Source organism: Amycolatopsis sp. cmx-8-4 (genome assembly GCF_046548675.1).
Classification (GTDB): domain Bacteria; phylum Actinomycetota; class Actinomycetes; order Mycobacteriales; family Pseudonocardiaceae; genus Amycolatopsis.
In genome coordinates this window covers 546280-572835 of record NZ_JAEBDZ010000001.1, presented here as the reverse complement: position 1 = coordinate 572835, position 26556 = coordinate 546280, and the positions used below count along the sequence as shown (strand labels likewise).

The window sequence follows — 26556 nt, the reverse complement described above, 5'->3', positions numbered from 1 at the left end:
ACACGTACTAGTTCCACGCCGACGCGAAGCAGGGATGGTCATGGGGATGGACCTGGCGGCTCAACCGTTCAACACGCTCGATCGAGGACGGTACCGCCGCAAGGTGCAGCGCTGTCTCGACACCTTGGCCCGGATGCTCACCGACGGCAGTTTCTCCTTCCCCCGCAAGAACATCGGCCTCGAGGTGGAGCTGAACCTCGTCGACCGGGAACTGCGGCCGTCGATGACGAACACCGCGGTGCTGGAAGCGCTGGACGACCCGTCGTTCACCACCGAGCTGGGGCAGCACAACCTGGAGCTGAACGTGCCGCCGCGGCCGCTGGCCGGCGATTCCGCGCTCCAGCTGGAAGACGACCTCCGCGCGTACCTGAGCACGGCGTCGGCGAAAGCCGGGGACAACGGGTCGGCGCTGGCCATGATCGGCATCCTGCCGACGTTGAAGCACGAGCACTTCGACCAGAAATGGCTCACCAACAAATCCCGGTACGTCACGCTGAACGACCAGATCTTCGCGGCGCGCGGCGAACGGACCGTGCTGGCGATGGAGGGCGCACCGCTGCCGGGCCAGCAACCGGAACGCCTGCGCAGCTATGCGGAATCCATTCTTCCGGAAGCCGCGTGCACGAGCGTGCAGCTGCACTTGCAGGTGGCGCCGGAAGAGTTCGCCGCCCACTGGAACGCCGCGCAGTGCCTGGCCGGGCTGCAGATCGCGCTCGCCACGAACTCGCCGTTCCTGCTGGGCAAGGCGCTCTGGCAGGAGACGCGCATCCCGCTGTTCCTGCAGGCGACCGACACCCGCCCGGAAGAGCTGAAGAACCAGGGCGTCCGGCCGCGGGTGTGGTTCGGCGAGCGCTGGATCACGTCGATCTTCGACCTGTTCGAGGAGAACGTCCGCTACTTCCCCGGCCTGCTCCCGGAAACCGACGCCGAGGACCCGATCGAGGCGCTCGACGCCGGTCAGGCGCCGAAGCTCACCGAGCTGCGGATGCACAACGGCACCATCTGGCGCTGGAACCGCCCGGTGTACGACGTCGTCGACGGCCTGCCGCACCTGCGCATCGAGAACCGCATCCTGCCCGCCGGCCCGACGGTCGTCGACACCGTGGCGAACGCGGCGTTCTTCTACGGCGCCCAGCGCGCGCTCGCCGAGGCGGAACGCCCGGTGTGGAGCCAGATGTCATTCCAGGCGGCGGAGGAGAACCTGTACGCGGGCGCGCGCCGCGGCTTCGAGGCGCAGCTGTACTGGCCGGGCATCGGCTGGATCCCGCCGGACGAGCTCGCGCTGCGCGTGCTGCTGCCGCTGGCCCACGAGGGGCTGCGCGCCTCCGACGTCTCCGACGAGGCCCGCGAGCGTTATCTCGGGATCATCGAGCAGCGGTGCCTCGCGCGGCGGACCGGGGCGACCTGGCAGCGCGACTTCGTCGTGCACGCGCAGGAGCACGGGCTCGACCGGGAGGCGGCGCTGACCCGGATGCTCGGGCGCTACCTGGAGCTCTCGGAAGCGGGCGAGCCCGTGCACACGTGGCCCGTGGCCGATTAGCCTGGGCCGATGCCGAAGATTCTCGGTGGGTCGCTGGAGGCGCATCGCCGTGAAGTCCGCGCGCGCGTCTTCGACGTCCTGCGCGCCCAGCTGTACGAACGCGGCTTCGACGCGATCTCGCTCACCGGTGTCGCCGCGGCCGCCGGCGTCGGCCGGAGCGCGTTGTACAACCACTTCCCCGACAAGGAGAGCCTGCTCGTCGCCTTCGTCGAGGACGAGGCCGCCCGGTACGTCACCCGGCTGACCGACGCCGTCGAGGCCCAGGCCGACCCGGTGGACCAGCTCGCCACGTTCGTCCGGCTCCAGCTGCGGGTGCTGGCCGAGTACCACATGCCGCCGGGCACGGCGCTCGCGTCGGCGCTGGCTCCCGCGGCGTACCGGCGGATCAGCGCGCACGCCGACCCGATCACCGACCGGCTGCGCGCGATCCTCACCGGCGGCGTCGACCTGGGGCGCTGGCCGGCCGAGGACCCGGACGTCCTGATCGCCATGATCACCGCCGCGCTGGGCAACCGGGCCCTGGTCGAGGGGCCGCCGGAGCAGCGCGACGACGTCGTCGAAGCGGCCGTCCGGTTCGTGCTGCGAGCGGTCGGGACGGCGAAAATTTAGGGTAGCCTTACCGCTGGTTATGGCTTAGGCTCTTTCTGACAGTGTGTCAGATCGATCGCCGGGAGGCCTTCCATGTCGGTGACCACGGACCTCGACACCCGTCCGTTCTCGGCGAGCCTGCGCGCCTCGACGCTGCAGGTGCACGAGAAGGCGAACTACTCGACGTACATGCGCGCGCTGCTGGGCGGCGAGCTGTCCCAGGACGGCTACACCCAGCTGGCGATCCAGTACTACTTCATCTACCGCGCGATCGAGGCGGCCAGTGACCGGATGGCCGGCGACCCGGTCGGCGGCGAGTTCGTCTTCGACGCCCTCCGCCGGCTGCCGAGCCTGGAGCGCGACCTGGCGCACCTGGTCGGCCCGGACTGGCGCTCGACGATCACGCCCCTGGCGTCGACCCGGGCGTACGTCGCGCGCGTCGAAGAGGCGTCCGCGTGGGCCGGCGGCTACGTCGCCCACCACTACACGCGCTACCTGGGCGACATCGCGGGCGGCCAGGCCATCCGCCGCCTGCTGGAGAAGACGTACGACGTCGCCGACGCGGGCACGCTCTTCTACCACTTCGAGGGCATCGGCGGCGCCCCGAAGTTCCGCGACGGCTACCGCGCGAAGCTGGACAACGCGCCCTGGACCGACGCCGAGCGCGCCCGGGTGATCGACGAGACACTGGTGGCGTTCGAGTGCAACGTCGCGGTGTTCGACGAGCTGGCCCAGCGGCTGACCGAGTTCCGCACCGCCTGAATGATCGTCGTCACAGCACCTTGACCTCGACTTAAGTCCAGGTTGCAGGCTCGGTTTCGGGTGGTCCGCCCCCGGGTACGCCACTGTCGAACCGTCGTCCCACGCAGTAACAATCGGGGCTTCGCCCCGAGCCGGGGGCTCCGCCACCCGGACCCCCAAGGGGTGGGACGACGAGCCGCCCCCGCTCGCCGCGAGCGGCCGTGTGCTACTAGGTTCGATACCGGAAACTTGTCGAAGACAGAAGGAGGGCCAATGGCCCGCTACGAGCTCCCCGATCTCGACTACGACTACAGCGCCCTGGCGCCCCACATCTCCGGCGAGATCAACGAGCTGCACCACAGCAAGCACCACGCGACCTACGTCAAGGGCGCGAACGACACCCTCGACAAGATCGCGGAAGCCCGCGACGCCGGGGACTTCGGCGGCATCGTCGGTCTCGAGACGACGCTGGCCTTCAACCTGGCCGGCCACGCCAACCACGTCGTGTGGTGGAAGATCCTGTCGCCGGAAGGCGGCGACAAGCCGACCGGCGAGCTGGCCGCCGCGATCGACGAGGCCTTCGGCTCCTTCGACAAGTTCAAGGCGCAGTTCACCGCCGTGTCGACGACGATCCAGGGCAACGGCTGGGGCGCGCTCTCCTGGGACCCGATCGGCAAGACGCTGATCACCCAGCAGCTGCGCGACCACCACAACAACCTGATCCTGCCGACGGTGCCGATCCTGCTGGTCGACGTCTGGGAGCACGCGTTCTACCTGGACTACAAGAACGTGAAGCCGAAGTACGTCGAGGCCCTGTGGAACATCTTCAACTGGGGCGAGATCAGCAAGCGCTTCGACAACGCCGTCGCCGGCGGCAACGGCCTGCTGCTCGGCTGAGCACGCGGTGCGCGAGCGGGGCCCTCCACAGTGGAGGGCCCCGTTTCCGTTCCGGATGAATTCCCTTGACCTCGAGTGCGGTCGAGGTGTTTGGCTTGGAGCATGGACGTTGACGCGTATCTGGCCCGGCTGGGCGTCGCACGGCCCACGGCGGCCGACCTCGCGACGCTGCGCACCCTGCAGGAACGCCACCTGGCGGCGGTCCCCTTCGAAAACCTGAGCGTCCACCTCGGCGAGCCGATCGAGCTCGCCGAAGAGGCGCTGTTCGCCAAGATCGTCGAGCGGCGCCGCGGCGGGTTCTGCTACGAGCTCAACGGCCTGTTCGCCGCCCTGCTGCGCGAGCTCGGCTACGACGCTTCCCTGCGCGCGGCGCAGGTCTTCCGCCCGGACGGCTCACTCGGCCCGCCCCTTGACCACGCGGCGGTCGTCGTCGAGCTCGACGAGCCGTGGCTGCTCGACGTCGGCTTCGGCCGGTTCTCCCGGCACCCGCTGCGCCTGTCCGGAGTGGACGCGCAAAGCGACCCCGAAGGCGACTTCCTGCTGCTGGACGCGCCGTACGGCGACGTGGACGTGCTCATGGACGGGAAGCCGCAGTACCGCCTGGAACGCCGTCCGCGCCCGCTCGCGGACTTCGTGCCGATGGCCTGGTGGCAGTCGACGTCCCCGGAGTCGCACTTCACGCGTTCGCTGACGTGCTCCCGCCCGACGTCCCAGGGCCGCGTGACGCTCTCGGGCGCCAAGCTGATCGAGACGGTGGACGGCGTCCGCCACGAGGTCCCCCTGACCGGCGACGACGCGATCCGCGCGGCCTACCGGGTGTACTTCGGGATGGCGTTGCAGCGCCTGCCCACGCTCCCGGGTGAGAACCCCTTGACGAGCCCTTCGCTCAGCCCGACACTGCCGTGACCCGCACATGAACGGAGCCCCGGCCTGGGGTTCCCAGGGCCGGGGCTCCGTCCGTTCCCGAACTGACTGCCGCTCCCACCACGAAGCGGACGTGTATGAGGTTAGCCTAACCTCATCTCGCGAGGCAAGAGGTCTCCCAGGGAGACTCGAATCTCACTCGTACGGGTGAGATCCGGTGTGCGAAACCGACGGTTTCTGTCGGGTGCGTGCCCAGCGACGGAACTACTCAGCGAGTCGGGGCACTTACTCACCGTCGATGGCCATGCAGCACAATGCCTCGATGACCGCGCACGTATTCGTCGACGAGACCAAGCGGCCTCGTGTTGCCCGGCCAGCGGCGCCTGCACTTCACCCATGAAAGCGATGGTCGTCGCAAGCGAATCCTCGACGTCGTCGCCGAACTCGCGCCCGTGATCACGATCTACGATGGTTCCGCGTATCCCCGCCGACAGCAGCGCGAAGCATGTCTGGACGGTCTCGTCGCGGACCTGGCGTCAGAGGGAACTCGCATGCTCGTCATCGAGACCGATGAATCGGTCCTCGATCTCGACCGGCGGATCTTCTATCGCTCGTCCCGGCAGCACGGATGTCACGAAACCCTTGAATATCGCCACCATCGAGCACATGAAGAGCCGCTGCTTTCCATTCCGGACGCGATCGCCTGGTGCTGGCAACGCGGCGGGCAATGGAAGATGAGAGCGCGAGACTTCGTCCGGGAAGTGCGGATCGTGTAGCACTCTGGATGCGCGAAACCCGGCCCACCCACCGTCCGGAAGGCTGCCGGGTCCACTTCGCCCGTCTAATGACGAGTGCCCACCAAGTATACCCCAACTACTGCCCAGACGAAGATCGACCACCGGCTGCGCCAACTCGCCGAGAAGCTGATCCCGCCGCTGCTCGGCCGCTAGACCTTCGTCCGCTTCAGCACCCGCAGCCCGAATCCCCGCTGCACCGGCCAGGAGACCCCGCCCCGCCGGATGAGCACGATCGCGCAGACCACCGCGGCCAGCGCCGAGACCGCGCCACCGATGTAAAAGGGAGACCGGCCACCGAACGCCTGCGCCATCCAGCCGACCATCGGGCCGCCGATCGGGTTGCCGCCGATCAGGACCAGCACGTACAGGCCCATCACGCGGCCGCGCATCTCCGGGCTGACCGAGGTCTGCACCAGCGCGTTCGCCGTGTTGAGGAACGTCATCGTGGCGAAGCCGAGCGGGATCAGGCCGAGGCCGAACGTCAGGTAGTTCGGCATGAACGCCGTGATCAGCTCGAACACGCCCAGGAAGAACGCCGAGATCAGCATCAGCCGCACCCGCGGCCGGCCCTTCGTGCCGCGGCGGGCGGACATGATCGCGCCGGTGAAGGTGCCGACCGCGACCAGTGTCGAAAGGAGGCCGTAACCGTCGGCCGCGGTGTGGAAGACGTTGGCCGCGACGATCGGGAGCGAGCTGAAGTACGTGATGCCGAACGTGCTGACGAACAGCACCAGCACCATCACCGTCATCAGGTCCGACCGGCGGCGGACGTACCGCAGACCCTCGGCCAGCTGCCCCTTCTCGCGCGGCATGGCCGCGACGCGGAACAGCTTGTCCGGGTTCATCAGGATCAGCCCGGTGATGACCGCGACCGTGCTGGCCGCGTTGGCGATGAACAGCCAGCCGGTGCCGATCCAGGTGATCGCGAAGCCGGCGATCGCCGGGCCGACGATCCGGGCCATGTTGAAGATCGACGAGTTCAGCGCGACGGCGTTCGCGATCTGGTCCCGCCCGACCATCTCGGCGACGAACGACTGCCGCGTCGGCACTTCGAGCGCCGCCGTGATGCCGAGCGTGAAGCACAGGACGTAGACCTGCCACAGCGCCACGAGCCCGGTCAGGTCGAGCACGCCCAGCACGACGGCCTGGGAACACGCCGCGGCCTGGATCCAGGTCAGCAGCCGCCGTTTGTCGACGCGGTCGGCGAGGACCCCGGCCCAGAGCGAGAGGAACAGCGTCGGCGTGAACTGCAGCGCGACCGCGATGCCGAGGGCGATCGGGTTGTTGCCGCTGAGGGTGAACACCAGCCAGTCCTGGGCGATGCGCTGCATCCAGGTGCCGATGTTCGAGATGACCTGGCCGGTGAAGAACAGCCGGTAGTTGCGGACCCGCAGGGAGGCGAACATGCTGCCGCGGCGCTGGGGCACGGATTCGGACGGCGGTGACGAAGACGGCGGTGATGCCGTGTCCCGGGTAGCAGTGGTCTCGATCTGTCGTTCTGTTTCGCTACCCGTCGTGGTCACCGTGGTTAGTTCCCCGCCATCCTGTCGATGATTTCGGCGGCTTTCGAGAGCACTTCACGCTCTTCGTCACCGAGATCGGCCAATTGCCGGTCCAGCCACGCCTCCCGGACGGAGATGGCCCGCTGAACGTAGGCCAGCCCGCTCTCGGACAACTCGACGATGGCCTGCCGGCCGTCGGTCGGGTGCGGCCGCCGCTCGACGAACTTCATCTCCTCGAGCGCGGCGATCACCCTCGTCATCGAGGGCGGCTGGACGCCTTCCTTCGCGGCGAGCTGACCCGGGGTCAGCGCACCGCACTTGTGCAAGGTGGACAGCGCGGCGACCTGCGTCAACGTCAGATCGTCCCCGACGCGCTGGGCCCGCAGCCGGCGGTTGAGCCGGACCACCGCGAGACGCAGACGGCTCGCCAAGGAGCGTTCGTGCGTGTCGCCGGACATATAGTTAGCATACCTTACGAAACTTCCTTCCTTCAGGTGATCTCCGTCAACCCGCAACCCGGAAGACGGCCGCGCGTCCTTCCCGACGGAGGAACCTGGGGGTCGGATGAACAAGAAACTGGTGGGCACGGCCGTGGTCGGCGCGGCGATCCTGGCCATCGTGGTAGCGCAGTTCTGGAGCGGCGGCGGCGAAGCGCCGGCGGCCGCACCACCGCTGTCGACAGCGGCACCAAGCCCGTCCGCCCAGCCGTCCGTGGCGGAATACGCGTTCCCGGATGTGGCGGACGGCCGCGGCTGGGCGATCCGGATCCCGGTCCCGTCGGGCTGGGCCGTGACCCGTGACAAGGACCGCGCGAGCTACCGCAGCGGCGACCTCCTGCTGGAGACCGACAAGGTGCCGATCACGCAGGAAGACTCCCTGAGCGGGCTGAAGGCCATCGCCGCGAAGACCCACTACGACGGCTCGGTCGTCACGCCCGCCGAAGCCGGTGACATCCCGGACGCGGCGGAATGGGACTACACCTACCTCCGCGACGGCACGCCCGAGCGGGTCGCCGTCGTCGGGCTCGGCGCGGGCGACAGCCTCGTCACGATCCGCTTCGAGGCGCCGCCCGCCGAGTTCGACCGCAACCGCGGCGTCCTGGACGCCGCGATGAAGGTCAGCGCGCCGGGCTGATCAGCTGAACGCCGCCTGGATCGGGCCGACCGCGAAGTACGCGACGAACGCCACCGCGATCACCCACATCAGCGGGTGCACCTGGCGGGCCTTGCCGGTCGCCGCGCGGATCACGACGTAGCTGACGAAGCCGGCGCCGATGCCGTTCGCGATCGAGTACGTGAACGGCATGACGACGATGGTCAGGAACGCCGGCAGCGCGATCGCGTAGTCGGTGAAGTCGATGTCGCGCACCTGCGCCATCAGCATCGCGCCGACCACGACCAGCGCCGGCGCGGCCGCTTCGACCGGCACGACCTGGTAGAGCGGCGTCAGGAACATCGCGGCGATGAACAGCACGCCGGTGACGACGTTCGCCAGGCCCGTCCGGGCGCCTTCGGCGATACCGGCCGCCGATTCGACGAACACCGTGTTCGAGCTGGCCGAACCGAAACCACCGGCCGCGCCCGCGAGGCCCTCGACGAACAGCGCTTTGCCGACGTTGGGCAGCTGGCCGTCCTTCGTGATCAGCCCGGCTTCCTTGCCCAGGCCGGTCATGGTGCCCATGGCGTCGAAGAAGTCGGCCAGCACCAGCGTGAACACCAGCAGGCAGACGGTGATGATCGGCAGCCGCGTCCAGGCGCCGAACGAGACGTCGCCGACGAGCGAGAGGTTCGGCAGGCCGAGCACCTGGTCCGGCAGCGCCGGGTAGCCGAGGTTCCAGCCCTTCGGGTTCGTACCCTTCGACGGCCCGGCCTTGACGATCGCCTCGACCACGATGGCCAGCACCGTCGAGGACAGCACGCCGATCAGGATCGCGCCCTTGACCTTGCGCACCACCAGGATGCCGGTGACCAGCAGGCCGACGACGAACACCGCGGTCGGCCAGGACGCGATCGAGCCGTTGATGCCCAGGCCGACCGGGACGGTGGTGTGCGCGTCGTCCGGCAGCCGCCGGACGAACCCGGCGTCGACCAGGCCGATCAGGCAGATGAAGACGCCGATGCCGACGGCGATCGCGGACTTCAGCGACGCCGGCACCGCCTTGAACACCGCGGTGCGGAAGCCGGTGAGCACGAGCGCCACGATGATGACGCCCTCGATGACGACCAGGCCCATCGCTTCGGGCCAGGTCATCTGCGGGGCGATGGTGACCGCGACCAGGCTGTTGATGCCCAGGCCGGTGGCGATGGCGAACGGGTAGTTCGCGACCAGGCCCATCAGGATCGTCATGACCCCGGCGACCAGCGCGGTGACGGCGGCGACCTGCGGCACCGGCAGGATCCCGCCGAGCAGGTCCTTGTGCGCGGCCGCGTCGTCCGGCGCGAAACTGCCGATGATCAGCGGGTTCAGCACCACGATGTAAGCCATCGTGACGAACGTGACCAGGCCGCCGCGCAGTTCGCGCGGCACGGTCGACCCCCGCTCGGTGATCTTGAAGAACCGGTCCAGTGTGGACGTCCCGGTGCGGGTCGTCTCCTGCTCCGCCATTCGCCTGCCCATTCTCTCGCTGCTGCGGAGTACCCTGCACCTCGTGAGTGATCCGAGCAATCCACCGGAGGTTACGGGCTCGTTGCGGCACACGCCGGAACTGCCCAAGAGGCTGACCGACCTGACGCCGGTGGTGATCGTAGGCACCGCGATCTGGACTGTCGCGCTGGTGGTGCTCTTCTTCACGACTTCGGGGCTGTGGGTGCAGACGGCGCTGGCCGGGTTCGTGCTCGGCTTCGTCGGGCTGGCGATCATCCTGTGGCAGCGCGCCGCCGCCCGCCGCGGCTCGAAGTCGGCGCAGCGGGTCTGAGTTCTCCGGCGCTTACGCCAGCAACGTCCGCGGCGACGGGTCGTCGAGCAGCGCCGTGATGAGGTGCCGGTCCGGCCAGCGCTCGGTCGCCCAGGCGAACGCGCGGGCCAGGCCTTCCGACGTGTCGGCCGCGTGCAGCCGCCCGTCGGACCACCACTGGACGTCGTGCTCGGTGAGCTGGATCGACACGGTCAGCGGGTCGTGCACCAGCACGCCACCTTCCGGCAGCCGGATCCCGAGCTGGTCGGCGACGAGCTTGAGCGCGGGCAGCTCGGCCCACGGCGCGTACTCGCCTTCGGTGATGATCTCGGCGGGGGTGGTGCTCGCCGGCGGCAGGTCGAGCAGGTCCGCCAGCCGCTCGGGCTCGTCGGGCGCGACGACGTACTGGTCCGGTTCGAGCGCCCCGGCGACCCACGGCACGTCCAGGACCAGCGCGTCTTCGACGACGGACCCGTCCGCGGCCCGGACGGCGTCCGGCGGGCCGGGATCGAACCCGGACTCGACGACGGCGTCGTAGGCCCGCGTGGCCAGGCCGGCCGAGATCGTGCGGTCCGGGTCGCCGAGCCGGCGCAGGACGTCCGCCGCCTCGTCCACTGTGGACAGTGTGAGATCCTTGCGCACTCCGGCGATCCGGAGGAGGTCCTCGGTCAGGCCCACGTCGGGGATCTCGTCGTAGAGCCCGGCGAGGTCGGCGTCCGGCAGCCGCCACTCGTTCGGCGCCAGGCCGCCGAGCACGGCGTACTGCGCGATCCACCAGGCGGCGTGCCCGCCGGGCGTGCGCAGCGCGTGCCACGTCTCGGGCCGCGCCGCGAGCAGGCGCAGCGCCGCGGGCCAGGAGTCGTCGGCGACGAGGTCGAGGTCCCGGATCGCGACGAGCGTCGACGGCGGCTCGGCGCGCGCGTCCCACCAGGCTTCCTCGTCCGGCAGGTCGTGGTCGGGTTCGTGCGGCTCGTCGTCGGTCACCAGCGCGAACGAGTCGAGCACGCCGACGGCTTTCAGCGTCCCGTCCGGCCAGTCTTCGGCGAAGTCGTCGTCGAGGACTTCGAGCGTGCCGTCCTCCTCGAAGACCTCTTCGTCGAAGATGTCGATGAGCGGCGACGCCGGGAGCACGAGTTCGTCGGCGCGGCGCCAGGTGTCGGTGGCGGGCAACGCGAGCGCGCTGGTCCACTGTGGAGCGTCGTCCCCGCAGTCGGCGATCAGCCGGAGGACCGCACCGGCGAGCGTCGTCCCGTCCAAACCGGACCGGACGTCTTCGACACTGTGTTCGACGGCGTCGCGCAGCTGGTCGGCGTTGAGCAGCTCACGCGCGTCGGCGTGCTTGGCGCCCAGCCGTTCCAGCAACGGGTGCGACGCCGCGGGGTGCACCAGCCGCAGTCCCGGAATGTCCACATCGGACAGCAGGTCGAGGAGCTCGGCCGAACCGTCGACAAGGAGACTGCCCCGCGCACCGGGCAACGTACGGCCGTCGGAGAGCGGCACGGGCAGACCGTCGAGCCTCGCCGCGGCGAGCGCGTGGGATTCGACGGCGATGTTCAGTGCTTTGTAGACGTCGTGCCACCAGGACGGCTCCCGCGTGGCGCCGGTAAGCGTTTCCAGCACCTCTTCGATGCTGATCACTTGCACAGAAACAGCTTTGAGCGCACTGGCGGGCGGCGCTTCGGCGAGCAGATCGGGCACGACGTCGGTCAGCAACGCGGCCAGCCCGGGCACGTCGACGTCGATCACGCGCGCCTGACGGCCGGAGACCTCCCGGCCGTCCTGAGTGGACAACCACGGCTCGGTGGCGAGCTGCGCCAGCACGTCGTCACGCAGCTGCGCGTCCACAGTGGACTTCGGAAAACCGGGCACGGGCACGAGCGCGAACCGGTGTTCCGGCGGCAGCAGCCGGACCAGGTCGACGTACTCTTTCGCGGCCTTTTCCAGTGCCTGCTTGAGTTCTTCCCCGGGCAGCGCCCGCCGTCGCGACGGCTCGACCGGCACGGGCGCGAGCAGCCGGGCGGGCAGCGAAAGCCCGTCGTCGGTCGGCGTCGGTGCGTGCAGAACGTCTTCTTCGAGCGGAATCGGAGTTCCGTGGTCGTCGACCGGAACCGCCCAGACGACGTCACCGCGATGGGTCAGCCACCGGGTCTTCGTTTCGGGTCCACGAATCTCGACGAGATCGTCGTCCGCGTCGCGAGTCCAAACGCGACCGTCCACATCGGCTTCGGCCAGCCACGGCAGGGCGAGCAGAAGGTCACCGATGTCCTGGCCCAGCTCGTCGAGAAGGGCCTGCCCATCGACGTCGCTGCGCAGCGGCAGCCGGACTTCGGTGTCAAACCCCGCTGGGACAACGGCTTCCACCGGCCACGGCAGCCGCAGAACGGGAACGTCACCCTCGATCCCGGCGGCTTCGCGGGTACGTTCGGCGGAGAAGACGACCCCACCGGCGGTGCTGAGCACCTGCGGCTCATCGGAAACGGTCCGGACGGCGGAAAAGCCGACCCCGAACCGCCCGACGGTGTCCCCGGTCTTGCCGGACGCCCGCAGCGACGCGAGCGAGGCCACGCCCCGGGCGTCGAGCGGAGCACCGGTGTTGGCGAACCGAAGCTGACCGTCCACAAGAGACACTTTGACGCGCCCGGGCGTACCGGCGGCCATCGCGGCATCGGCGGCGTTCTGCGCGAGCTCGACGAAGAGCCGATCCCGATAGGCCCCGACACGCAGATCCCGCTCGACGTTGGTGTCCTCGATAAGCCGGGTGGGCGAGTCCCGCCAGGCGCGCAGGGTCGCCTCCCGAAGCCGCGCGGTACCGAACGGATCGGCACCGGACGGCTCAGCCGCGGGCCCGGTCACCGTTCGCTGCGGTGATCGGTCTCGGTGCCGTCGTGGTGCGCGGCTTCGGTTTCTGTGGCGTCAGCTGCTGCCTCGGTGCCTGCGCTCCCCGCTTCGGCACCCTCGGCCTGAGTCGGCTCGACGACAACCGCATAGGTCACTTCGGCCTGGGCGGGCTGAGCCTTCTGCGGCTCGGCGGTCTCGGTGACAACCGAGTCGGTCAGCACAGCTTCCGGCAGCTCGACCCCGGAACCGTCCGCCATCGGCCCGACAGCGGTGTCGGTCACCTCGGCCTCGGCGGCCACCGGCTCGCCGACCACCACGGACAGCTCGGCGACCGCGGCATCATCGGCCTCGGCCACCTGCGGCTCGGCAGCCACATCGGCCTGGGCCGATTCCGGCACGTCAGCCGCACCGGTCTCGCCCACCGCAGTTTCCTGAGCCTCGGGCGTGGCGTCCGGCAACTCGGCAACATCAACCCGGGCCGGCTCCTGCCCGGAAGCCGCTTCGGCTTCAGAGCCGGCAGCCACGGCCGGCTCGACCTCAGGCACAACCGCCTGAGGCTCGACAGCATGGACCGGCTCCGAAACCTCAGCCTGCTCGGCCACCGGCGCCTCGGGCCCGGCCGCCACGACCGGCTGCTCGTCGACCGCAACGCCTTCGGCCTCGGCCACCTGCGTCTCGGCAACCGCATCGGTCACCGCAGCCTCCGGCGCCTCAGCCTCAGGCGCCTCAGCCTCAGGCACAACCGACTGCGGCTCGGCAGTCGCTTCGGCCTGGATCGGCTCCGAAACCTCAGCCTCCGGCACGGCTTCCGCGACCACCGGCTCAGCTGCAGCCGACTCGGTCCCTGCGGTCACCGGCTCAACCGATTCGGCCTCCGCCGCGACCGGCTCAACCACAACCGGCTCGGCTTCCGCCGTCACCGGCTGTGTCGCCGCCGCCGCTGCGGCCTCGGCCTCCGCTACCTCCAGCTCCACCTCCGCCGGTGACAGGTCAGCCTCCGTCACCGCGGTCTCGGGCTCCGCCGCCGGGGACTCGACCACCTCCGTGGCCTCGACCACCGCGACCGCCTCGACCTCGGCCACCGTCGGGTCCGCGACCGTTCCCTCGGCCCGGTCCGCGGGCGCCGAAACCACCGGAGCGACCGGCGCTTCCGAGGACCCGGCAGCAGCCGGCGTGTCGAACTCCAGCAGCGAGTCGTCGTACACCAGTTCCGCTACCGGGATCGACGATGTCACCTCGACCTCGACCTCAGAGTGCGCTCCACAGCCGTACTCGACGTCGACCACGTGGCCGTCCGCCGGGGCTATGTCGTTCGTGCATGCTCCGAAGCCGCCGCGCAGCGAACCCGCCAGCGGGACGAAGAAACCGCACGTTCCGCACACTCCCGGCGCCGACCGGGCCATGTCCGAGCGGGGGCCGAACTCGCCGTCGTGCCAGCGGGTCGCCGCGTCTTCGCGGCCGAAGCGGGACAGGACGTGGATGCGGCCCAAGCCCGTCTCGCGGGCCACCTCCTCCACCGCCGGGTCGTCCGACTGGAGGTACGCCGGCGCGAGGCGGGGGTCGTTCTCGTCCGTCGGGAAGATGTCGCCGACGCCGAGGTCACCCGCGCGGACGCGGCGCTCCCACGGCACCCACGCCGGCGCGATGCGCGCCTCGGGGCCGGGCACCAGGACGACCTCGCTGACCGTCACCGGCTCGTCGTCGCCCGCCAAGGCGATCGTCACGCACCAGCGCCAGCCGCGGTAGCCGGGTACTTGCGCCTCGAACAGGTGACTCGCCGAGACCGCGTCCTCCCGGCCGGCGCCGACGTGGGCACCGATCTGCTCCTCGGGCGCTTCCGCCAGCACCGCGACACGCGCGAACTCCACCGCATCGGCGAGTTTGCGCTGCACGGAGCCGTCGTCCAGGGTCAGCAGCAGAGTCATGCGGCCAATTGTGCCGCACGCACCCGCGGCGCCCGTGCCAGGCTGTTCTACGTGCGCACGCCGATCCTCACCACGCTGCTGCTGGCCGCCGCGCTCGGCGGCTGCGCGGGCACTCCCGCCACGCCGTCCGGCCCGGAACAACTCACGGTCCAGGTCGTCTCGACGCTGCCGCACGACCCCGCCGCTTTCACCGAAGGCCTCGAGTTCGCGGGCGGCACGCTCTACGAAAGCACCGGCCTCGCCGGCCAGTCGCAGCTGACCGCCGGACCGGCCGGCGGTCCACCCGGCCAACGGGCCACGCTGCCGTCGCCCCTGTTCGGCGAGGGCGTCACGATCGTCGGCCCGACGCTCTGGCAGCTCACCTGGCAGGACGGCTTCGCGATCGAACGCGACACGAAGACGCTCGCCGAGCTGCGGCGGGTGCCGTTCCAGGGCGAGGGCTGGGGGCTGTGTCACCAGGACAACGGCCGGCTGGTGATGAGCAACGGCTCGTCGTGGCTGACCTTCCGCGACCCGCGGACCTTCGCCGTGACCGGCAGTGTCGACGTCGGCCGCGACCAGCTCAACGAACTCGAGTGCGTCGGCGACGACGTCTACGCAAACGTTTGGCACACCGACACCATCCTGCGGATCGACGCCGCCACCGGGCACGTCACCGCGACGATCGACGCAGGTCAGCTGCGTGCACAGGCGAGGGTGACCGACCCGGAAGCCGTGCTCAACGGGATCGCCGCCGTCCCGGGGACCGACGAGTTCCTGCTGGCCGGCAAGCAGTGGCCGGTGACGTTCCGGGTGAGGTTCGTCCCGCCAAAGCACGGATGAGCAGGCGGGACCGGCCTCGGGTAAGGCAGGATTGAGGTGTGGCACTCTTCGGCTCCCGCTCCGGCTCCGACGGCGCACGCACCGGCCGGTCGGATCAGCGCGGCCGGAAGAGCAAGCGACGCTGGACGCCGGAACCGGGCGCGGCCCAGGCCCGCTCCTGGCGGGAGGCCGCGCCGACGCGCGTAGATCGCCCGGCCGCCCCGCCCGCCAACCCCACCCGGGTCGACCGCCCCGCGGCACCGCCGGCGAACCCGACCCGCGTCGAACCCCAGTACGCGGAACGACCTCAGTCGCCTCGGCAAGAGGCACCTCGTCAGGCGCCGCCCCGGCGCGAGCCGCCGGGCGGGTACTACGACCAGGCACCCCGCGTCCCGGACGCGAACGAGGCCCCGACCGCCGCCGCGCCGACGGGGCACCGGCCGCCGCCGCCGCCGCGTGGCGCCCGGCCGTACCCGGCTCACGAGCCGAACCGCACCGACCCGAACCGCACCGAGCGGGTCCGCCGCGAGCCGGCCCCGCCGGGCAGCTTCTACCAGGGCGAACACCACCCCGGCAGCGGTGAGTACGAGCACTACGACACCGGCGGCTACGCGGGTGAGCCGCGCCCGCCCGAGCCCGAACCGGCACCCCGGGAAGAGCCGCGCACTCCCGGCGGCACGCCCAAGCTGCCGAAGAAGATCACCGTCACGCGCGTGGCGGCGATGCGCGGGCGGCAGCTGACCGGCCAGGCCGTCGGCGCCTTCCAGCGCGCGACGAAGGCCGACGGCGCCGAAAAATCCGGCCTCACCTCGCTGACCTACGCCGTGATGCTGAACTACGCCAGCGACGCGGCGATGGCGATCGCGCTGGCCAACACCCTGTTCTTCGCCGCGACCAGCGGCGAGAGCAAGGGCAAGGTGGCGCTCTACCTGCTCATCACGATCGCGCCGTTCGCGCTGGTCGCGCCAGTGATCGGGCCCGCGCTCGACAAGGTGCAGCGCGGCCGCCGGCTGGCGATGTGCGCGTCGTCGGTCGGCCAGGGCCTGATGGCCGTCGTGATGGCGCTGCACTTCGACGACTGGCTGCTCTACCCGGCCGCGCTCGGGATGATGGTGCTCTCGAAGTCGTTCACCGTGCTCAAGGCCGCCGTGACGCCCCGGGTGCTGCCGTCCGAGATCACGCTGTCCAAGACGAACGCCCGGCTGACCACGTTCGGCCTGATCGCCGCGGGCACGTTCGGCGCGCTGGCCAGCGGTATCAACGCCATCACCGGGTCGGCGGGCGCGCTGTGGTTCACCGCGCTGATCTGCGTCGCCGCGGCCGTGCAGTCGATGCGGATCCCGGCCTGGGTCGAGGCGACCGAGGGCGAGGTCCCGACGTCGCTTTCGGCGCACCCGACCGAGAAGAAACGACGTCAGCCGCTGGGCCGCCACATCGTCGTCGCGCTGTGGGGCAACGGCTCGGTGCGCGTGCTCACCGGCTTCCTGATGATGTTCGCCGCGTTCGCGGTGAAGGCCCAGACCGAGGGCACCGGGCACACCCCGTTCATGCAGCTGCTGCTGCTGGGCGTGATCGGCGTCGCGGCCGGGGCCGGCGGGTTCCTCGGCAACGCGCTGGGCTCGCGGCTGAGCTTCGGCTCGCCGGATCAGGTGATCGTCGCGTGCGTGGCGAGCTGTGTGCTGGCCGCGCTGGTGGCGACCGTGCTGCCCGGCCTGGCGACGGCGGCGATCGTCGGCCTGGTCGGCGCGACGGCCAGCGCGCTGGCGAAGATCAGCCTCGACGCCGTGATCCAGGAGGACCTGCCCGAGGAGTCGCGCGCGTCGGCGTTCGGCCGGTCGGAGACCGTGCTGCAGCTGGCGTGGTGCCTCGGTGGCGGCGCCGGCCTGCTGCTGCCGCCGACGTACTGGATCGGCTTCCTGGTGATCACGGTCGTCCTGGCCGTCGGCCTGACCCAGACCTACCTGGTGCGCCGCGGCGGTTCGCTCGTGCCGGGCCTGGGCGGCGACCGCCCGCTGCGCCCCGAGCCGACCGGCAGCTTCCCGGCCCAGGGCCTGCCCGGGGACCCGAGGGCCCGCCGGTAGGCTCCGGCGCATGCGACGTTCCCGGGTGGTGGCCCTGCTTGCGGCCGGTGGGTTCGCGGTGGCCGGCTGCTCGGCGCCCGGCCCGGCCGAGGTCACCTTCTACGCCGACGGCCACACCATCAACACCACGGCGGTGCTGACGTGCGACTACTCGCAGCAGCTCGCGCAGCCGTGCAGCGCCAAGGGCCCGACGCAGACGCTCCGCATCCGGCCGGGCAAGCCGGTGCAGGTCTCGGTGCCCGGCGAGGTCGCGGACGCGCCGTGGCAGATCGTCTACGAGTACGTGACCCCGCAGGGCGAGTTCAAGCAGAGCGACCCGATTCCGTTCACCTCACTGGACCGCTATGCGTACACGGTGACGCCGCCGACGCCCGCCGACCGCATCTCGGCGGTCGACGTCCAGCGGTACACGGCCGTGCTGCGCGCGGACACCGGCGAGTCGGGCCTGCTGCCCAGCGACGTCTGGGGCCTGCGGCTCGACCAGCCGCAGGCCTGATGCCGGCTCAGGGATCCAGGTCCCGGGCGACGGCGCGCATGATCTCGCCGATCTGCTTGGTGTTCTTCTTGTCCGGGTAGCGGTTGCGCCGCAGGTCCGGCTGCACCTTCAGCTCGATCAGCTTGATCATGTCCTCGATCAGGCCGTGCAGCTCCTCGGCCGGGCGGCGACGGGCCTCGGCGACGGACGGCGGCGGGTCGAGCAGCCGGACGGAGAGCGCCTGCGGCCCGCGACGGCCGTCGGCGACGCCGAACTCGAGCCGCTGTCCGGCCTTGAGCCCCTCGATGCCCTGCGGCAGCGCGGCCTTGCGGATGTAGACGTCGGCGCCACCGTCGTCCTGCGTGACGAAACCGAAGCCCTTCTCCACGTCGTACCACTTGACCTTGCCGGTCGGCACTTCCCTCACCAATCCTTCTGCTGTCCCGCTCACGACGAACGCGCCCGGTGGGCGTACCCAGGGCGCGCTCCTGAAAGGGTATCTCGCCACCTGCCCTGGGGAGAAGTCGATACTGTGCCATTGGTTACCAATCCGACGGCAGCCACGGCGTAAACCGGCGCCTCATGCAGATCGGCTGCGGACCGGATCCGCCTACTTTCGGTCGGATTGGCAACGGCGGATACCCTTTGCTCCATGACGACCGCGACAAAGGAGGCCGCCGTGTCCGCCCCCGGTAAACCGTTCCTCATGCGGATCGGCATCGGCCTCTTCGGCCTCGGCATGCTCGCCGTGCTGGCGGTGTTCATCATGTTCGCCGCCGGCCTGGAGAACCTGCCGGTGTGGCTGTCGGCCGCCGCCGGGATCATCACGCCGCTGGGCCTGCTGCTGGGCTTGATCGCGCTGGTCCGCGAGGCGCGCGCCAAGAAATAGGCGTCAGGGCACCACGCTCCCGGCGAAGGTCCGTTCGAACCACTCGGGGAACTCCGTCAGCGAGTCGAACACCACTTCGGCACCCTCGCGCAGCAGCAGGGCGCGGTCGCACGGACCCGTCGTGACGCCGACCGGGATCGCCCCGGCGGCGAGCGCGCCCCGGACGTCGCCGGCGTGATCTCCGACATACACGCGCGCGTCGTGCGTCAGCAGCGCCTCGGCCTTCCGCGTCGACCACAGCTCGCCGACGACCTCGTCGACGTCCAGGCCGAGCGCGTCCACGTGCAGCTGCGCGTTGGGCGCGTACTTGCCGGTGACGACGAGCGTGCGCCCGCCCGCGGCCCGGACCGCGCGCAGCGACTCGGCCGCGCCCGGCAGCGCGACCGTGCTCGGCACGACCATGTCCGGGTACAGCGCGCGGAACCGGTCGATCAGGCCCGGGATGCGTTCCTCGGGCGCCTCGAAGCCGCGCAGGGCGTCGTCGAGCGGCGGGCCGAGGTTGGCCGCGAACGCCGCGCCGTCCAGCGGCAGGCCGGCCTCGACGCCGAGCTTGTTCATCGCCGCCTCCATGCCCGGCCGCGCGTCGATCAGTGTCATGTCGAGGTCGAAGCCCACCGTGATACCCACACCCGCACGGTAACTGCCACCACCGACAAATTTACACAATGACTGATCATGTACAGCGTCTTGACAGTGGAACGATCTGTGTCAAGGTGAAGGTGTGACCAGCTTCACCGACCGGACCAAGGCGTCCCTCCGCGAAGCGCTGCTCGACGCGGCCGGGGACCTGCTGCCGGACCGGGGCTACGCGGCGCTGCGGATGGCCGACGTCGCGGCCCGGGCCGGGGTGAGCAGGCAGACCGTCTACAACGAGTTCGGCAACAAGGCGGCGCTGGCCCAGGCGGTGGCGCTGCGCACCGCGGCGGAGTTCCTCGACGGGATCCGGCAGCGGTTCGAGACGGCGGACGGCCTGCTGGCCGGCATCCACCGCGGCGTCGTCTACACGATCGAGCACGCACGGGAGAACCGCCTGGTCGCGGCGGCGCTCGGGACCGAAGCCGGCGAAGACCTGCTGCCGCTGCTGACCACCAAGGGCGAGCCGATCCTGACCGCGGCCGCCGAACTGGCGGCCGAGCACTACCTCGAACTGGAGCCGGGGCTGTCGGCCGAGTCCGCCGCCCTGCTCGCGGAGACCGTCGTGCGGCTTTCGCTGTCGCACCTCGTGCTCCCGACGCACACGGCGACGGAGGCGGCCGACGCCGTCACCGCCGTCATGGAACCCGCCATCCGGCATTTCGCCCCCTGATCGTCCACAATGGAGTGACACGATGACCGACACGCTCCCGGAGTTGCGGACCGGCTTCTCCTCGCTGCGCAAGGGCGGCCTGAACTGGGACTCGTTCCCGCTGCGGCTGTTCGTCAAGGGCAACAAGAAGTTCTGGAACCCGGCGGACCTCGACTTCAGCCGCGAGCGCGAAGGCTGGGACACGCTCAACCCCGAGCAGCAACGAAGCACGACGTACCTGGTCGCGCAGTTCATCGCGGGTGAGGAAGCCGTCACCGAGGACATCCAGCCGTTCATGCGGGCGATGTCGGCGACCGGCCGGTTCGGCGACGAGATGTACCTGACGCAGTTCTGCTTCGAGGAAGCCAAGCACACGGAAGTGTTCCGGCGCTGGATGGACGCCGTCGGGCTGACCGAGGACCTGCACCCGTACGTCGCCGAAAACCCGCACTACCGCAAGCTGTTCTACGAAGAGCTGCCGCAGTCGTTGCGAGCGCTCGAGGACGATCCCAGCCCGCTCAACCAGATCCGGGCGAGCGTGACGTACAACCACGTCATCGAGGGCAGCCTCGCGCTGACGGGGTACTACTCGTGGCAGCTGATCTGCACCCAGCAGAACATCCTGCCGGGCATGCAGGAACTGGTCCGCCGCATCGGCGACGACGAGCGCCGGCACATGGCGTGGGGCACGTTCACCTGCCGCCGCCACGTCGCCGCGGACGACTCGCTGTGGGACGCGGTGCAGCAGCGGATGGGCGAACTGCTCCCCCACGCGCTCGACATGATCCAGTGGGTGCAGGACCAGTTCGAAGAAGTGCCGTTCGACAACGACCCGGAGGAGATCATCCAGTACGCGGCCGACCGAGCGCAGCGACGGCTGGGCGCGATCGAGTCGGCGCGCGGGATGCCGGTGGAGCAGATCGACCTGGACTACTCGCCGGAGCAGCTGGAGGACACGTTCGGCGAAGAAGACGAGAAGGCGATCGCCGAGGCGGCGGCCGCCGTTTCCTGACGCGCGTGCCGTGAGGGGCACCTTCAGGGCTTATCTGTCCCTGAGGGTGCCCCTCACGGCTTTCAGGCGTGCTTGGCCGCCGCCGCGGACTCCAAGCCCAGCAACGTGATCGACTTCTCGCGCATCTCGACCTTGCGGACCTTGCCCGTCACCGTCATCGGGAACTCCTCGACGATGTGCACGTACCGCGGGATCTTGTAGCGCGCGAGCTTGCCTTCGCAGAACTCACGCACCTTTTCCGAGGTCAACGGCGAAGCGCCTTCGCGCATCTGGACCCACGCCATCAGCTCTTCGCCGTACTTCTCGTCCGGGACGCCGATGACCTGCGCGTCGAGGATGTCCGGGTGCGTGTAGAGGAACTCCTCGATCTCGCGCGGGTACAGGTTCTCGCCGCCGCGGATCACCATGTCCTTGATGCGGCCGGTGATGTTGACGTAGCCGTCGTCGTCCATGACCGCCAGGTCGCCGGTGTGCATCCAGCGGGCCGCGTCGATCGCCTCGGCCGTCTTGTCCGGCTGCTCCCAGTACCCGAGCATCACCGAATACCCGCGCGTGCACAGCTCACCCGGCACGCCGCGCGGCACCGTCAGCCCGGTCTCCGGGTCGACGACCTTGCTCTCCAGGTGCGGCCCGACCCGCCCGACCGTCGAGACGCGGCGCTCGACCGAGTCGTCCGAACGCGTCTGCGTCGACACCGGGGACGTCTCCGTCATGCCGTAGCAAATGGACACCTCGGCCATCCCCATCCGGTCGATGACCTGCTTCATCACCTCGACCGGACACGGCGAGCCCGCCATGATCCCAGTGCGCAGCGACGAGAGGTCGAAGCTCGCGAAGTCCGGGTGGTTCAGCTCGGCGATGAACATCGTCGGCACGCCGTAGAGCGACGTGCACTGCTCGGCGGCGACGGCTTCGAGCGTCGCCTTCGGGTCGAACGCCGGCGCCGGGATGACCATGCACGCGCCGTGGCTGGTGCAGGCCAGGTTGCCCATCACCATGCCGAAGCAGTGGTAGAAGGGAACACATATGCAAATACGATCACTGTGATCGTAGTCACACAACTCGCCGACGAAGAACCCGTTGTTCAGGATGTTGTGGTGGGACAGCGTGGCGCCTTTCGGGAAGCCCGTCGTCCCCGACGTGTACTGGATGTTGATCGGGTCGTCCGGGGACAGCGCCGCTTGCTTCTCGGCCAGTACCGCGGGGTCGCCCTGCCAACCGGCGTCGATCAGGGCCTGCCAGCTCTCGCCACCCAGGATCACGACGTGCTCCAACGCGGCGCATTTCTCCCGGACCTCCTCGACCATGGCCGGGTAGTCCGACGTCTTGAAGGCGTCCGACGCGACCAGCAGCTTCACCCCGGACTGGTTGAGCACGAACTCCAGCTCGTGCGACCGGTAGGCCGGGTTGATGTTGACCAGGATCGCGCCGATCTTCGCGGTGGCGTACTGGACGCAGGTCCACTCCCACCGGTTCGGCGACCAGATCCCCACCCGATCACCCTTGTCGATCCCCCGCGAGAGCAACCCGAGCGCGACGGCGTTCACCTCGGCCGCGAGATCCCGGTAAGTCCACCGGCGGCCGGCGTACCGGTCGACGAGCGCGTCCTGGTCCGGGAACGCGGCCACGGTGCGGTCGAAGTTGTCGCCGATCGTGTCACCCAGGAGCGGGGTGTCGGAGATCCCCGAGGTGTAGCTCGGCAGGGCGGGCGCGTCAGGCATGGTGCCTCCTGAAGTCGGCGATGACTACGGCCGAGTTTAGGAACCGGAGCCCGAAACAGCCAGCTCAGAGCCGGAGCCGACCCAACTCCGGCGCGCCGGCAGGCACGGGTTTCCGGTAGTCCGATCACGCGTACTCGCGACCCGATTGCCGCAACAGCCTCGGCCGTCTCAGGATCGCGGGTGCCCGGGCATGTCGGTCGAATCGTGTCGGTGGTGACCGCTACCTTGACCGCATGCAACTGGTCACCCTGACGGACGTTGACGAAACCGGACTCGAACGCGCGGTGGGAAGCACTTCGTACGCACGGGGGCTCCAGTACGCACAGCAGCGCGCGGTGGTCGCGATGCGCTGGGATACCTCGGAGAACGCGCTGTACGGGGCCGTGCAGGGAACCGGCGTCTATGAAACAACGGCCTATTTCTCCTCCGATGGAGGCTTCGCTCACGGCACGTGCGACTGTCCTGTCGGGTTCAACTGCAAGCATGTCGTGGCCCTCGTGCTCACTGCGGCGGACCCCGCGCGCGCACGGACCCGATCGATGCGGTCACCGACCACGGGCAGGAGCGCAACACCGCGAACGCCGGCCTGGGAGACATCTCTGGGTTCACTCGTGCAGACCCGGCAAGGGTCCACCACGAACCGGCCGAGCGGGACTCCGCTGGCCATTGAACTGACGCTGGCCTCCTCCGCGCGTCCCACGCTGGTGGCCCGGTTGGTGAAGCCGGGTAAGAACACCTGGATCGGCAGTGGCCTGAGCTGGACCAAACTGAGCTCACTGCGGCACCACGGTGACTACCTCACCGCACACGTCAGCCTGCTCCAAGAGCTGTACGTCCTCTACCAGTCGCGGGTAGACGCTTCGCGTCACTACTCCTACGGCGAGGTGAAATCCCTCGACCTGGCCGCATTCGAGAGCCGCCGGCTCTGGCCGTTGCTGGACGAGGCCGACGCGGTCGGCGTTCGGCTGGTGCACGGCAAGAAGCACCTCGGCGAAGTGGAGCGGTACGGCTCCGCCGAGCTCTGCCTGGACGTCACCCAGGGCGAGCGGCCCAAGTCACTCGAGGTCACCCCGGCGATCGGCGTGGACAGCGTCCGCCTCGACGCGGTGGCGATCCGGTTCATCGGCAGCGAGGGCCACGGCCTCGTCTACGTCGATCGCGCGGACGCCGAACGGACACCTGACCCGGGTGACTGGCACCTCCGGCTGGCGCGGCTCACCAACGCCGCACCTCCACAGCTCCAGCAGATGACGCTGGAAAACCAACGCCTGTCCATTCCTGGCACACAGGTGTCGCGCTTCCGCGACGAGTACTACCCGCGGCTGCGCCATCTGGCCACGGTGATCTCGTCGGACGGAGCCTTCACACCACCGGAGATTTCGGACCCCACGCTAGTCCTGCGCGCGTCGTACGGGCCTGGTCACGACCTCGATCTGAAGTGGGAATGGGCGTACGACGTCGGCGATTCCCGGCTACGCGCGCCCCTGCGCCCGGATCCGGCCGGCGGCGGCTACCGGGATCTCGAGCGAGAACGCGCCATCCTGGCCGATCTCGGCATCCCGTTCGATGGGCTCAACCCGATCCGCGCGGACGACAAGCCGACGGCGCCAGCCACCGGTCTGCCCACGCCGACAGCCCCGCACACCGCACTCGGCGGCGTCGACACGATGCGGTTCACCACGGAGATACTGCCGCTGCTGATCGACCGGCCCGCGGTCACCGTCGAGATCGACGGAGAACAGGCCGACTACCGGGAGGCCGGCGACTCGCTGACCATCGGCGTATCGGCCGAAGAAGTCGAGGGGGAACCCGACTGGTTCGGTCTCGGGGTCACGATCTCCGTGGAAGGACACCAGGTCCCGTTCACCGAAGTATTCCTCGCCCTGGCCGGGAACGATTCGCACATGCTGCTCCCCAGCGGTGCCTACTTCTCGCTGGAGAAGCCCGAGCTGCAAGCACTCCGGAAGCTGATCGAGGAGGCCCGGGCACTCCAGGACTCCCCCGGTGGCCCACTCAAGATCAGCCGATTCCAGGTCGGGCTGTGGGACGAACTTGCCGCGCTCGGTGTGGTCGAGCACCAGGCGAAAGCCTGGCGTCTGCAGCTCGCGGGACTACGCTCGATCAGCACGCTCGACTCCACCGAACCGCCGTCGACGCTTGAAGCACACTTGCGTCCCTACCAGCTGGACGGGTTCCGCTGGCTGACGTTTCTGTGGAAGTTCCAGTTGGGCGGCATCCTCGCCGACGACATGGGACTGGGCAAGACACTGCAGACACTGGCGCTGATCTGCCATGCCAAACACGACGATCCCACCATCGCACCGTTCCTCGTCGTCGCGCCGACCAGCGTCGTGTCGAACTGGACGAGCGAAGCCGCGCGCTTCGCCCCGGGGCTGAAAGTAGCGGCGATCTCGGAGACCCAGCGGCGGCGCGGCCAGCCCCTCGACGAAGTCATCGCGGACGCCGACGTCGTGGTCACCTCCTACACGCTGTTCCGGCTCGAGGTCGACGCGTATTCCGAACTGCCGTGGTCAGGGCTGGTTCTCGACGAAGCCCAGTTCACCAAGAACCATCATTCGAAGATCTACCAGTGCGCGCGGACACTTTCAGCGCCGTTCAAGCTCGCCATCACCGGTACACCGATGGAAAACAACCTGATGGAGCTGTGGTCGCTGTTGTCGATCACCGCACCGGGCCTGTTTCCCAATCCCACCCGCTTCGAGCACTACTACGCCCGCCCGATCGAAAAGCGAGGCGAGACCGAACTGCTCACACAATTCCGCCGACGGATCAAACCACTGGTCAAGCGGCGCAGCAAAGAACAGGTGGCCGCCGACCTGCCCGCCAAGCAGGAGCAGATACTCGAAGTGGAACTGCATCCGCGGCACCGGAAGATCTACGAGACTCATCTTCAGCGGGAGCGTCAGAAGATCCTGGGCCTGGTCGACGATCTCAACAAGAACCGGTTCACCATCTTCCGCTCGCTGACCCTGCTGCGCCAGTTGAGCCTGCACGCCGCACTCATCGACGAGAAACACCGGAAAGTCCCCTGCGCCAAAGTCGAAGCGCTGAGTGAACAGCTTCAGGACGTGATCGACGGCGGACATCGAGCCCTGATTTTCAGCCAGTTCACCGGCTTCCTCGACGTCGTGCGCCAGCACCTGGACGCCGAGGGCATCGAGTACTGCTATCTCGACGGCAACACGCGAAACCGGGCCGCCGTACTCGAACAGTTCAAAGACGGATCGGTCCCGGTGTTCCTGATCAGTCTCAAGGCCGGCGGGTTCGGCCTGAACCTGACCGAGGCGGACTACTGCTTCCTGCTGGACCCGTGGTGGAACCCCGCTACCGAAGCGCAGGCGATCGACCGGACCCACCGCATCGGCCAGTCTCGGAACGTCATGGTGTACCGCCTCATCGCCAAGGACACCATCGAGGAGAAAGTGATGGCCCTGAAGGCCAAGAAGGCCGCACTGGTCTCCAGTGTCATGGATGACGGCAACGCGTTCGGCACTACGCTGGACGCTGACGACATTCGCGGCCTGCTCGTCTGAGCATGCTTTCCTTTGATGGCGCGCTTCTGAGGTTTGTCGCGTTTTTTCGTCCTGTGGAACGAGTGTGGGCGTGGTCAGGTCCTGTGGGCTGGCGGGCGTGTGGCGAGGCACAGCTCCACGACGCGTTGCGGTGGTAGGGTCGCTCGCCCCTCA

Annotated in this window: 23 protein-coding genes; 15 read left to right on the top strand and 8 right to left on the bottom strand. The window is 69.3% G+C overall.

What is annotated here, in order from left to right:
- The first annotated feature begins 40 nt into the window (after positions 1 to 40).
- The 6 genes from ACLJQZ_RS02805 to ACLJQZ_RS02780 all read left to right on the top strand — a co-directional run bounded on the left by ACLJQZ_RS02805 (position 41) and on the right by ACLJQZ_RS02780 (position 5406).
- A complete protein-coding gene (locus ACLJQZ_RS02805; protein WP_247058435.1) occupies positions 41 to 1540 on the top strand; it encodes a glutamate-cysteine ligase family protein in 1500 nt (499 codons plus the stop codon).
- Between the two features lie 9 nt (positions 1541 to 1549).
- Positions 1550 to 2149, top strand: a complete 600-nt coding sequence (locus tag ACLJQZ_RS02800) for a TetR/AcrR family transcriptional regulator (protein ID WP_410618383.1) — start codon at positions 1550 to 1552, stop codon at positions 2147 to 2149.
- 72 nt (positions 2150 to 2221) lie between these two features.
- On the top strand, positions 2222 to 2890 hold the full coding sequence (locus tag ACLJQZ_RS02795; RefSeq protein WP_410618382.1) for a heme oxygenase (biliverdin-producing): 669 nt from the start codon (positions 2222 to 2224) through the stop codon (positions 2888 to 2890).
- Positions 2891 to 3142: 252 nt separating this feature from the next.
- The gene (locus ACLJQZ_RS02790; RefSeq protein ID WP_410618381.1) at positions 3143 to 3766 is read left to right on the top strand and encodes a superoxide dismutase; all 624 of its coding nucleotides are present in this window, start codon (positions 3143 to 3145) and stop codon (positions 3764 to 3766) included.
- A 102-nt stretch (positions 3767 to 3868) separates the two neighbouring features.
- A complete protein-coding gene (locus ACLJQZ_RS02785; RefSeq protein ID WP_410618379.1) occupies positions 3869 to 4672 on the top strand; it encodes an arylamine N-acetyltransferase family protein in 804 nt (267 codons plus the stop codon).
- Positions 4673 to 4992: 320 nt separating this feature from the next.
- Positions 4993 to 5406, top strand: coding sequence for a hypothetical protein (locus ACLJQZ_RS02780; RefSeq protein ID WP_410618378.1), 414 nt, complete (start codon positions 4993 to 4995; stop codon positions 5404 to 5406).
- Between the two features lie 170 nt (positions 5407 to 5576).
- Here ACLJQZ_RS02780 and ACLJQZ_RS02775 read toward each other — a convergent pair whose 3' ends face one another.
- Both ACLJQZ_RS02775 and ACLJQZ_RS02770 read right to left on the bottom strand, forming a co-directional pair.
- The gene (locus tag ACLJQZ_RS02775) at positions 5577 to 6833 is read right to left on the bottom strand and encodes an MFS transporter (RefSeq protein WP_247063719.1); all 1257 of its coding nucleotides are present in this window, start codon (positions 6831 to 6833) and stop codon (positions 5577 to 5579) included.
- A gap of 122 nt (positions 6834 to 6955) precedes the next feature.
- On the bottom strand, positions 6956 to 7387 hold the full coding sequence (locus ACLJQZ_RS02770; protein WP_247058446.1) for a MarR family winged helix-turn-helix transcriptional regulator: 432 nt from the start codon (positions 7385 to 7387) through the stop codon (positions 6956 to 6958).
- Positions 7388 to 7493: 106 nt separating this feature from the next.
- Here ACLJQZ_RS02770 and ACLJQZ_RS02765 point away from each other — a divergent pair, with 106 nt between their 5' ends.
- Complete coding sequence (locus tag ACLJQZ_RS02765; RefSeq protein WP_410618377.1) at positions 7494 to 8063, top strand: hypothetical protein; 570 nt, start codon at positions 7494 to 7496, stop codon at positions 8061 to 8063.
- On the opposite strand, the gene ACLJQZ_RS02760 is transcribed toward ACLJQZ_RS02765, so the two are convergent.
- Complete coding sequence (locus tag ACLJQZ_RS02760) at positions 8064 to 9533, bottom strand: NCS2 family permease (protein ID WP_410618586.1); 1470 nt, start codon at positions 9531 to 9533, stop codon at positions 8064 to 8066.
- Positions 9534 to 9615: 82 nt separating this feature from the next.
- On the opposite strand from ACLJQZ_RS02760, the gene ACLJQZ_RS02755 reads away from it, so the two are divergent.
- A complete protein-coding gene (locus tag ACLJQZ_RS02755) occupies positions 9616 to 9843 on the top strand; it encodes a DUF2530 domain-containing protein (RefSeq protein ID WP_328459180.1) in 228 nt (75 codons plus the stop codon).
- A gap of 12 nt (positions 9844 to 9855) precedes the next feature.
- On the opposite strand, the gene ACLJQZ_RS02750 is transcribed toward ACLJQZ_RS02755, so the two are convergent.
- Both ACLJQZ_RS02750 and ACLJQZ_RS02745 read right to left on the bottom strand, forming a co-directional pair.
- The gene (locus ACLJQZ_RS02750) at positions 9856 to 12675 is read right to left on the bottom strand and encodes a sacsin N-terminal ATP-binding-like domain-containing protein (RefSeq protein ID WP_410618376.1); all 2820 of its coding nucleotides are present in this window, start codon (positions 12673 to 12675) and stop codon (positions 9856 to 9858) included.
- The gene (locus tag ACLJQZ_RS02745; protein WP_410618375.1) at positions 12672 to 14585 is read right to left on the bottom strand and encodes a DUF3027 domain-containing protein; all 1914 of its coding nucleotides are present in this window, start codon (positions 14583 to 14585) and stop codon (positions 12672 to 12674) included. Before ACLJQZ_RS02745 ends, ACLJQZ_RS02750 begins: the two co-directional genes overlap by 4 nt.
- A 51-nt stretch (positions 14586 to 14636) precedes the next feature.
- On the opposite strand from ACLJQZ_RS02745, the gene ACLJQZ_RS02740 reads away from it, so the two are divergent.
- The 3 genes from ACLJQZ_RS02740 to ACLJQZ_RS02730 are packed head-to-tail and all read left to right on the top strand — an operon-like array spanning position 14637 to position 17963.
- Positions 14637 to 15407: a glutaminyl-peptide cyclotransferase gene (locus ACLJQZ_RS02740; protein ID WP_410618374.1), complete on the top strand. Its 771-nt coding sequence runs from the start codon at positions 14637 to 14639 to the stop codon at positions 15405 to 15407.
- Between the two features lie 38 nt (positions 15408 to 15445).
- The gene (locus ACLJQZ_RS02735) at positions 15446 to 17467 is read left to right on the top strand and encodes an MFS transporter (RefSeq protein ID WP_410618373.1); all 2022 of its coding nucleotides are present in this window, start codon (positions 15446 to 15448) and stop codon (positions 17465 to 17467) included.
- Between the two features lie 10 nt (positions 17468 to 17477).
- Positions 17478 to 17963 (top strand): DUF2771 family protein, encoded by a 486-nt coding sequence (locus tag ACLJQZ_RS02730; RefSeq protein ID WP_410618372.1) that lies wholly within the window; start codon positions 17478 to 17480, stop codon positions 17961 to 17963.
- A 7-nt stretch (positions 17964 to 17970) separates the two neighbouring features.
- Here ACLJQZ_RS02730 and ACLJQZ_RS02725 read toward each other — a convergent pair whose 3' ends face one another.
- Positions 17971 to 18360, bottom strand: a complete 390-nt coding sequence (locus tag ACLJQZ_RS02725; RefSeq protein WP_326951683.1) for a cold-shock protein — start codon at positions 18358 to 18360, stop codon at positions 17971 to 17973.
- 234 nt (positions 18361 to 18594) lie between these two features.
- On the opposite strand from ACLJQZ_RS02725, the gene ACLJQZ_RS02720 reads away from it, so the two are divergent.
- On the top strand, positions 18595 to 18831 hold the full coding sequence (locus tag ACLJQZ_RS02720; protein WP_410618371.1) for a hypothetical protein: 237 nt from the start codon (positions 18595 to 18597) through the stop codon (positions 18829 to 18831).
- Positions 18832 to 18834: 3 nt separating this feature from the next.
- Here ACLJQZ_RS02720 and ACLJQZ_RS02715 read toward each other — a convergent pair whose 3' ends face one another.
- Positions 18835 to 19458 (bottom strand): HAD family hydrolase, encoded by a 624-nt coding sequence (locus tag ACLJQZ_RS02715; RefSeq protein ID WP_410618370.1) that lies wholly within the window; start codon positions 19456 to 19458, stop codon positions 18835 to 18837.
- Positions 19459 to 19552: 94 nt separating this feature from the next.
- On the opposite strand from ACLJQZ_RS02715, the gene ACLJQZ_RS02710 reads away from it, so the two are divergent.
- Both ACLJQZ_RS02710 and ACLJQZ_RS02705 read left to right on the top strand, forming a co-directional pair.
- Positions 19553 to 20137 (top strand): TetR/AcrR family transcriptional regulator, encoded by a 585-nt coding sequence (locus tag ACLJQZ_RS02710; RefSeq protein WP_410618369.1) that lies wholly within the window; start codon positions 19553 to 19555, stop codon positions 20135 to 20137.
- Between the two features lie 22 nt (positions 20138 to 20159).
- Positions 20160 to 21128, top strand: coding sequence for a R2-like ligand-binding oxidase (locus ACLJQZ_RS02705; RefSeq protein WP_247058467.1), 969 nt, complete (start codon positions 20160 to 20162; stop codon positions 21126 to 21128).
- Between the two features lie 62 nt (positions 21129 to 21190).
- Here the strand turns inward: ACLJQZ_RS02705 and ACLJQZ_RS02700 are convergent, their stop codons facing one another.
- Positions 21191 to 22849 carry an AMP-binding protein gene (locus ACLJQZ_RS02700; RefSeq protein ID WP_410618368.1) on the bottom strand — a complete coding sequence of 553 codons (1659 nt, stop codon included), beginning with the start codon at positions 22847 to 22849 and terminating at the stop codon, positions 21191 to 21193.
- A gap of 233 nt (positions 22850 to 23082) precedes the next feature.
- Between ACLJQZ_RS02700 and ACLJQZ_RS02695 the strand changes: the two genes are divergently transcribed.
- Complete coding sequence (locus ACLJQZ_RS02695) at positions 23083 to 26403, top strand: SNF2-related protein (RefSeq protein ID WP_410618367.1); 3321 nt, start codon at positions 23083 to 23085, stop codon at positions 26401 to 26403.
- Positions 26404 to 26556: the final 153 nt, after the last annotated feature.

Excerpts from the sequence above, each read along its gene's own strand:
- ACLJQZ_RS02805 (WP_247058435.1), top strand. The coding sequence starts at position 41 with ATGGGGATGGACCTGGCGGCTCAACCGTTCAACACGCTCGATCGAGGA.
- ACLJQZ_RS02800 (WP_410618383.1), top strand. The coding sequence starts at position 1,550 with ATGCCGAAGATTCTCGGTGGGTCGCTGGAGGCGCATCGCCGTGAAGTC.
- ACLJQZ_RS02795 (WP_410618382.1), top strand. The coding sequence starts at position 2,222 with ATGTCGGTGACCACGGACCTCGACACCCGTCCGTTCTCGGCGAGCCTG.
- ACLJQZ_RS02790 (WP_410618381.1), top strand. The coding sequence starts at position 3,143 with ATGGCCCGCTACGAGCTCCCCGATCTCGACTACGACTACAGCGCCCTG.
- ACLJQZ_RS02785 (WP_410618379.1), top strand. The coding sequence starts at position 3,869 with ATGGACGTTGACGCGTATCTGGCCCGGCTGGGCGTCGCACGGCCCACG.
- ACLJQZ_RS02775 (WP_247063719.1), bottom strand. The coding sequence starts at position 6,833 with ATGTTCGCCTCCCTGCGGGTCCGCAACTACCGGCTGTTCTTCACCGGC.
- ACLJQZ_RS02770 (WP_247058446.1), bottom strand. The coding sequence starts at position 7,387 with ATGTCCGGCGACACGCACGAACGCTCCTTGGCGAGCCGTCTGCGTCTC.
- ACLJQZ_RS02765 (WP_410618377.1), top strand. The coding sequence starts at position 7,494 with ATGAACAAGAAACTGGTGGGCACGGCCGTGGTCGGCGCGGCGATCCTG.
- ACLJQZ_RS02760 (WP_410618586.1), bottom strand. The coding sequence starts at position 9,533 with ATGGCGGAGCAGGAGACGACCCGCACCGGGACGTCCACACTGGACCGG.
- ACLJQZ_RS02745 (WP_410618375.1), bottom strand. The coding sequence starts at position 14,585 with ATGACTCTGCTGCTGACCCTGGACGACGGCTCCGTGCAGCGCAAACTC.
- ACLJQZ_RS02730 (WP_410618372.1), top strand. The coding sequence starts at position 17,478 with ATGCGACGTTCCCGGGTGGTGGCCCTGCTTGCGGCCGGTGGGTTCGCG.
- ACLJQZ_RS02720 (WP_410618371.1), top strand. The coding sequence starts at position 18,595 with ATGACGACCGCGACAAAGGAGGCCGCCGTGTCCGCCCCCGGTAAACCG.
- ACLJQZ_RS02705 (WP_247058467.1), top strand. The coding sequence starts at position 20,160 with ATGACCGACACGCTCCCGGAGTTGCGGACCGGCTTCTCCTCGCTGCGC.
- ACLJQZ_RS02700 (WP_410618368.1), bottom strand. The coding sequence starts at position 22,849 with ATGCCTGACGCGCCCGCCCTGCCGAGCTACACCTCGGGGATCTCCGAC.
- ACLJQZ_RS02695 (WP_410618367.1), top strand. The coding sequence starts at position 23,083 with ATGCAACTGGTCACCCTGACGGACGTTGACGAAACCGGACTCGAACGC.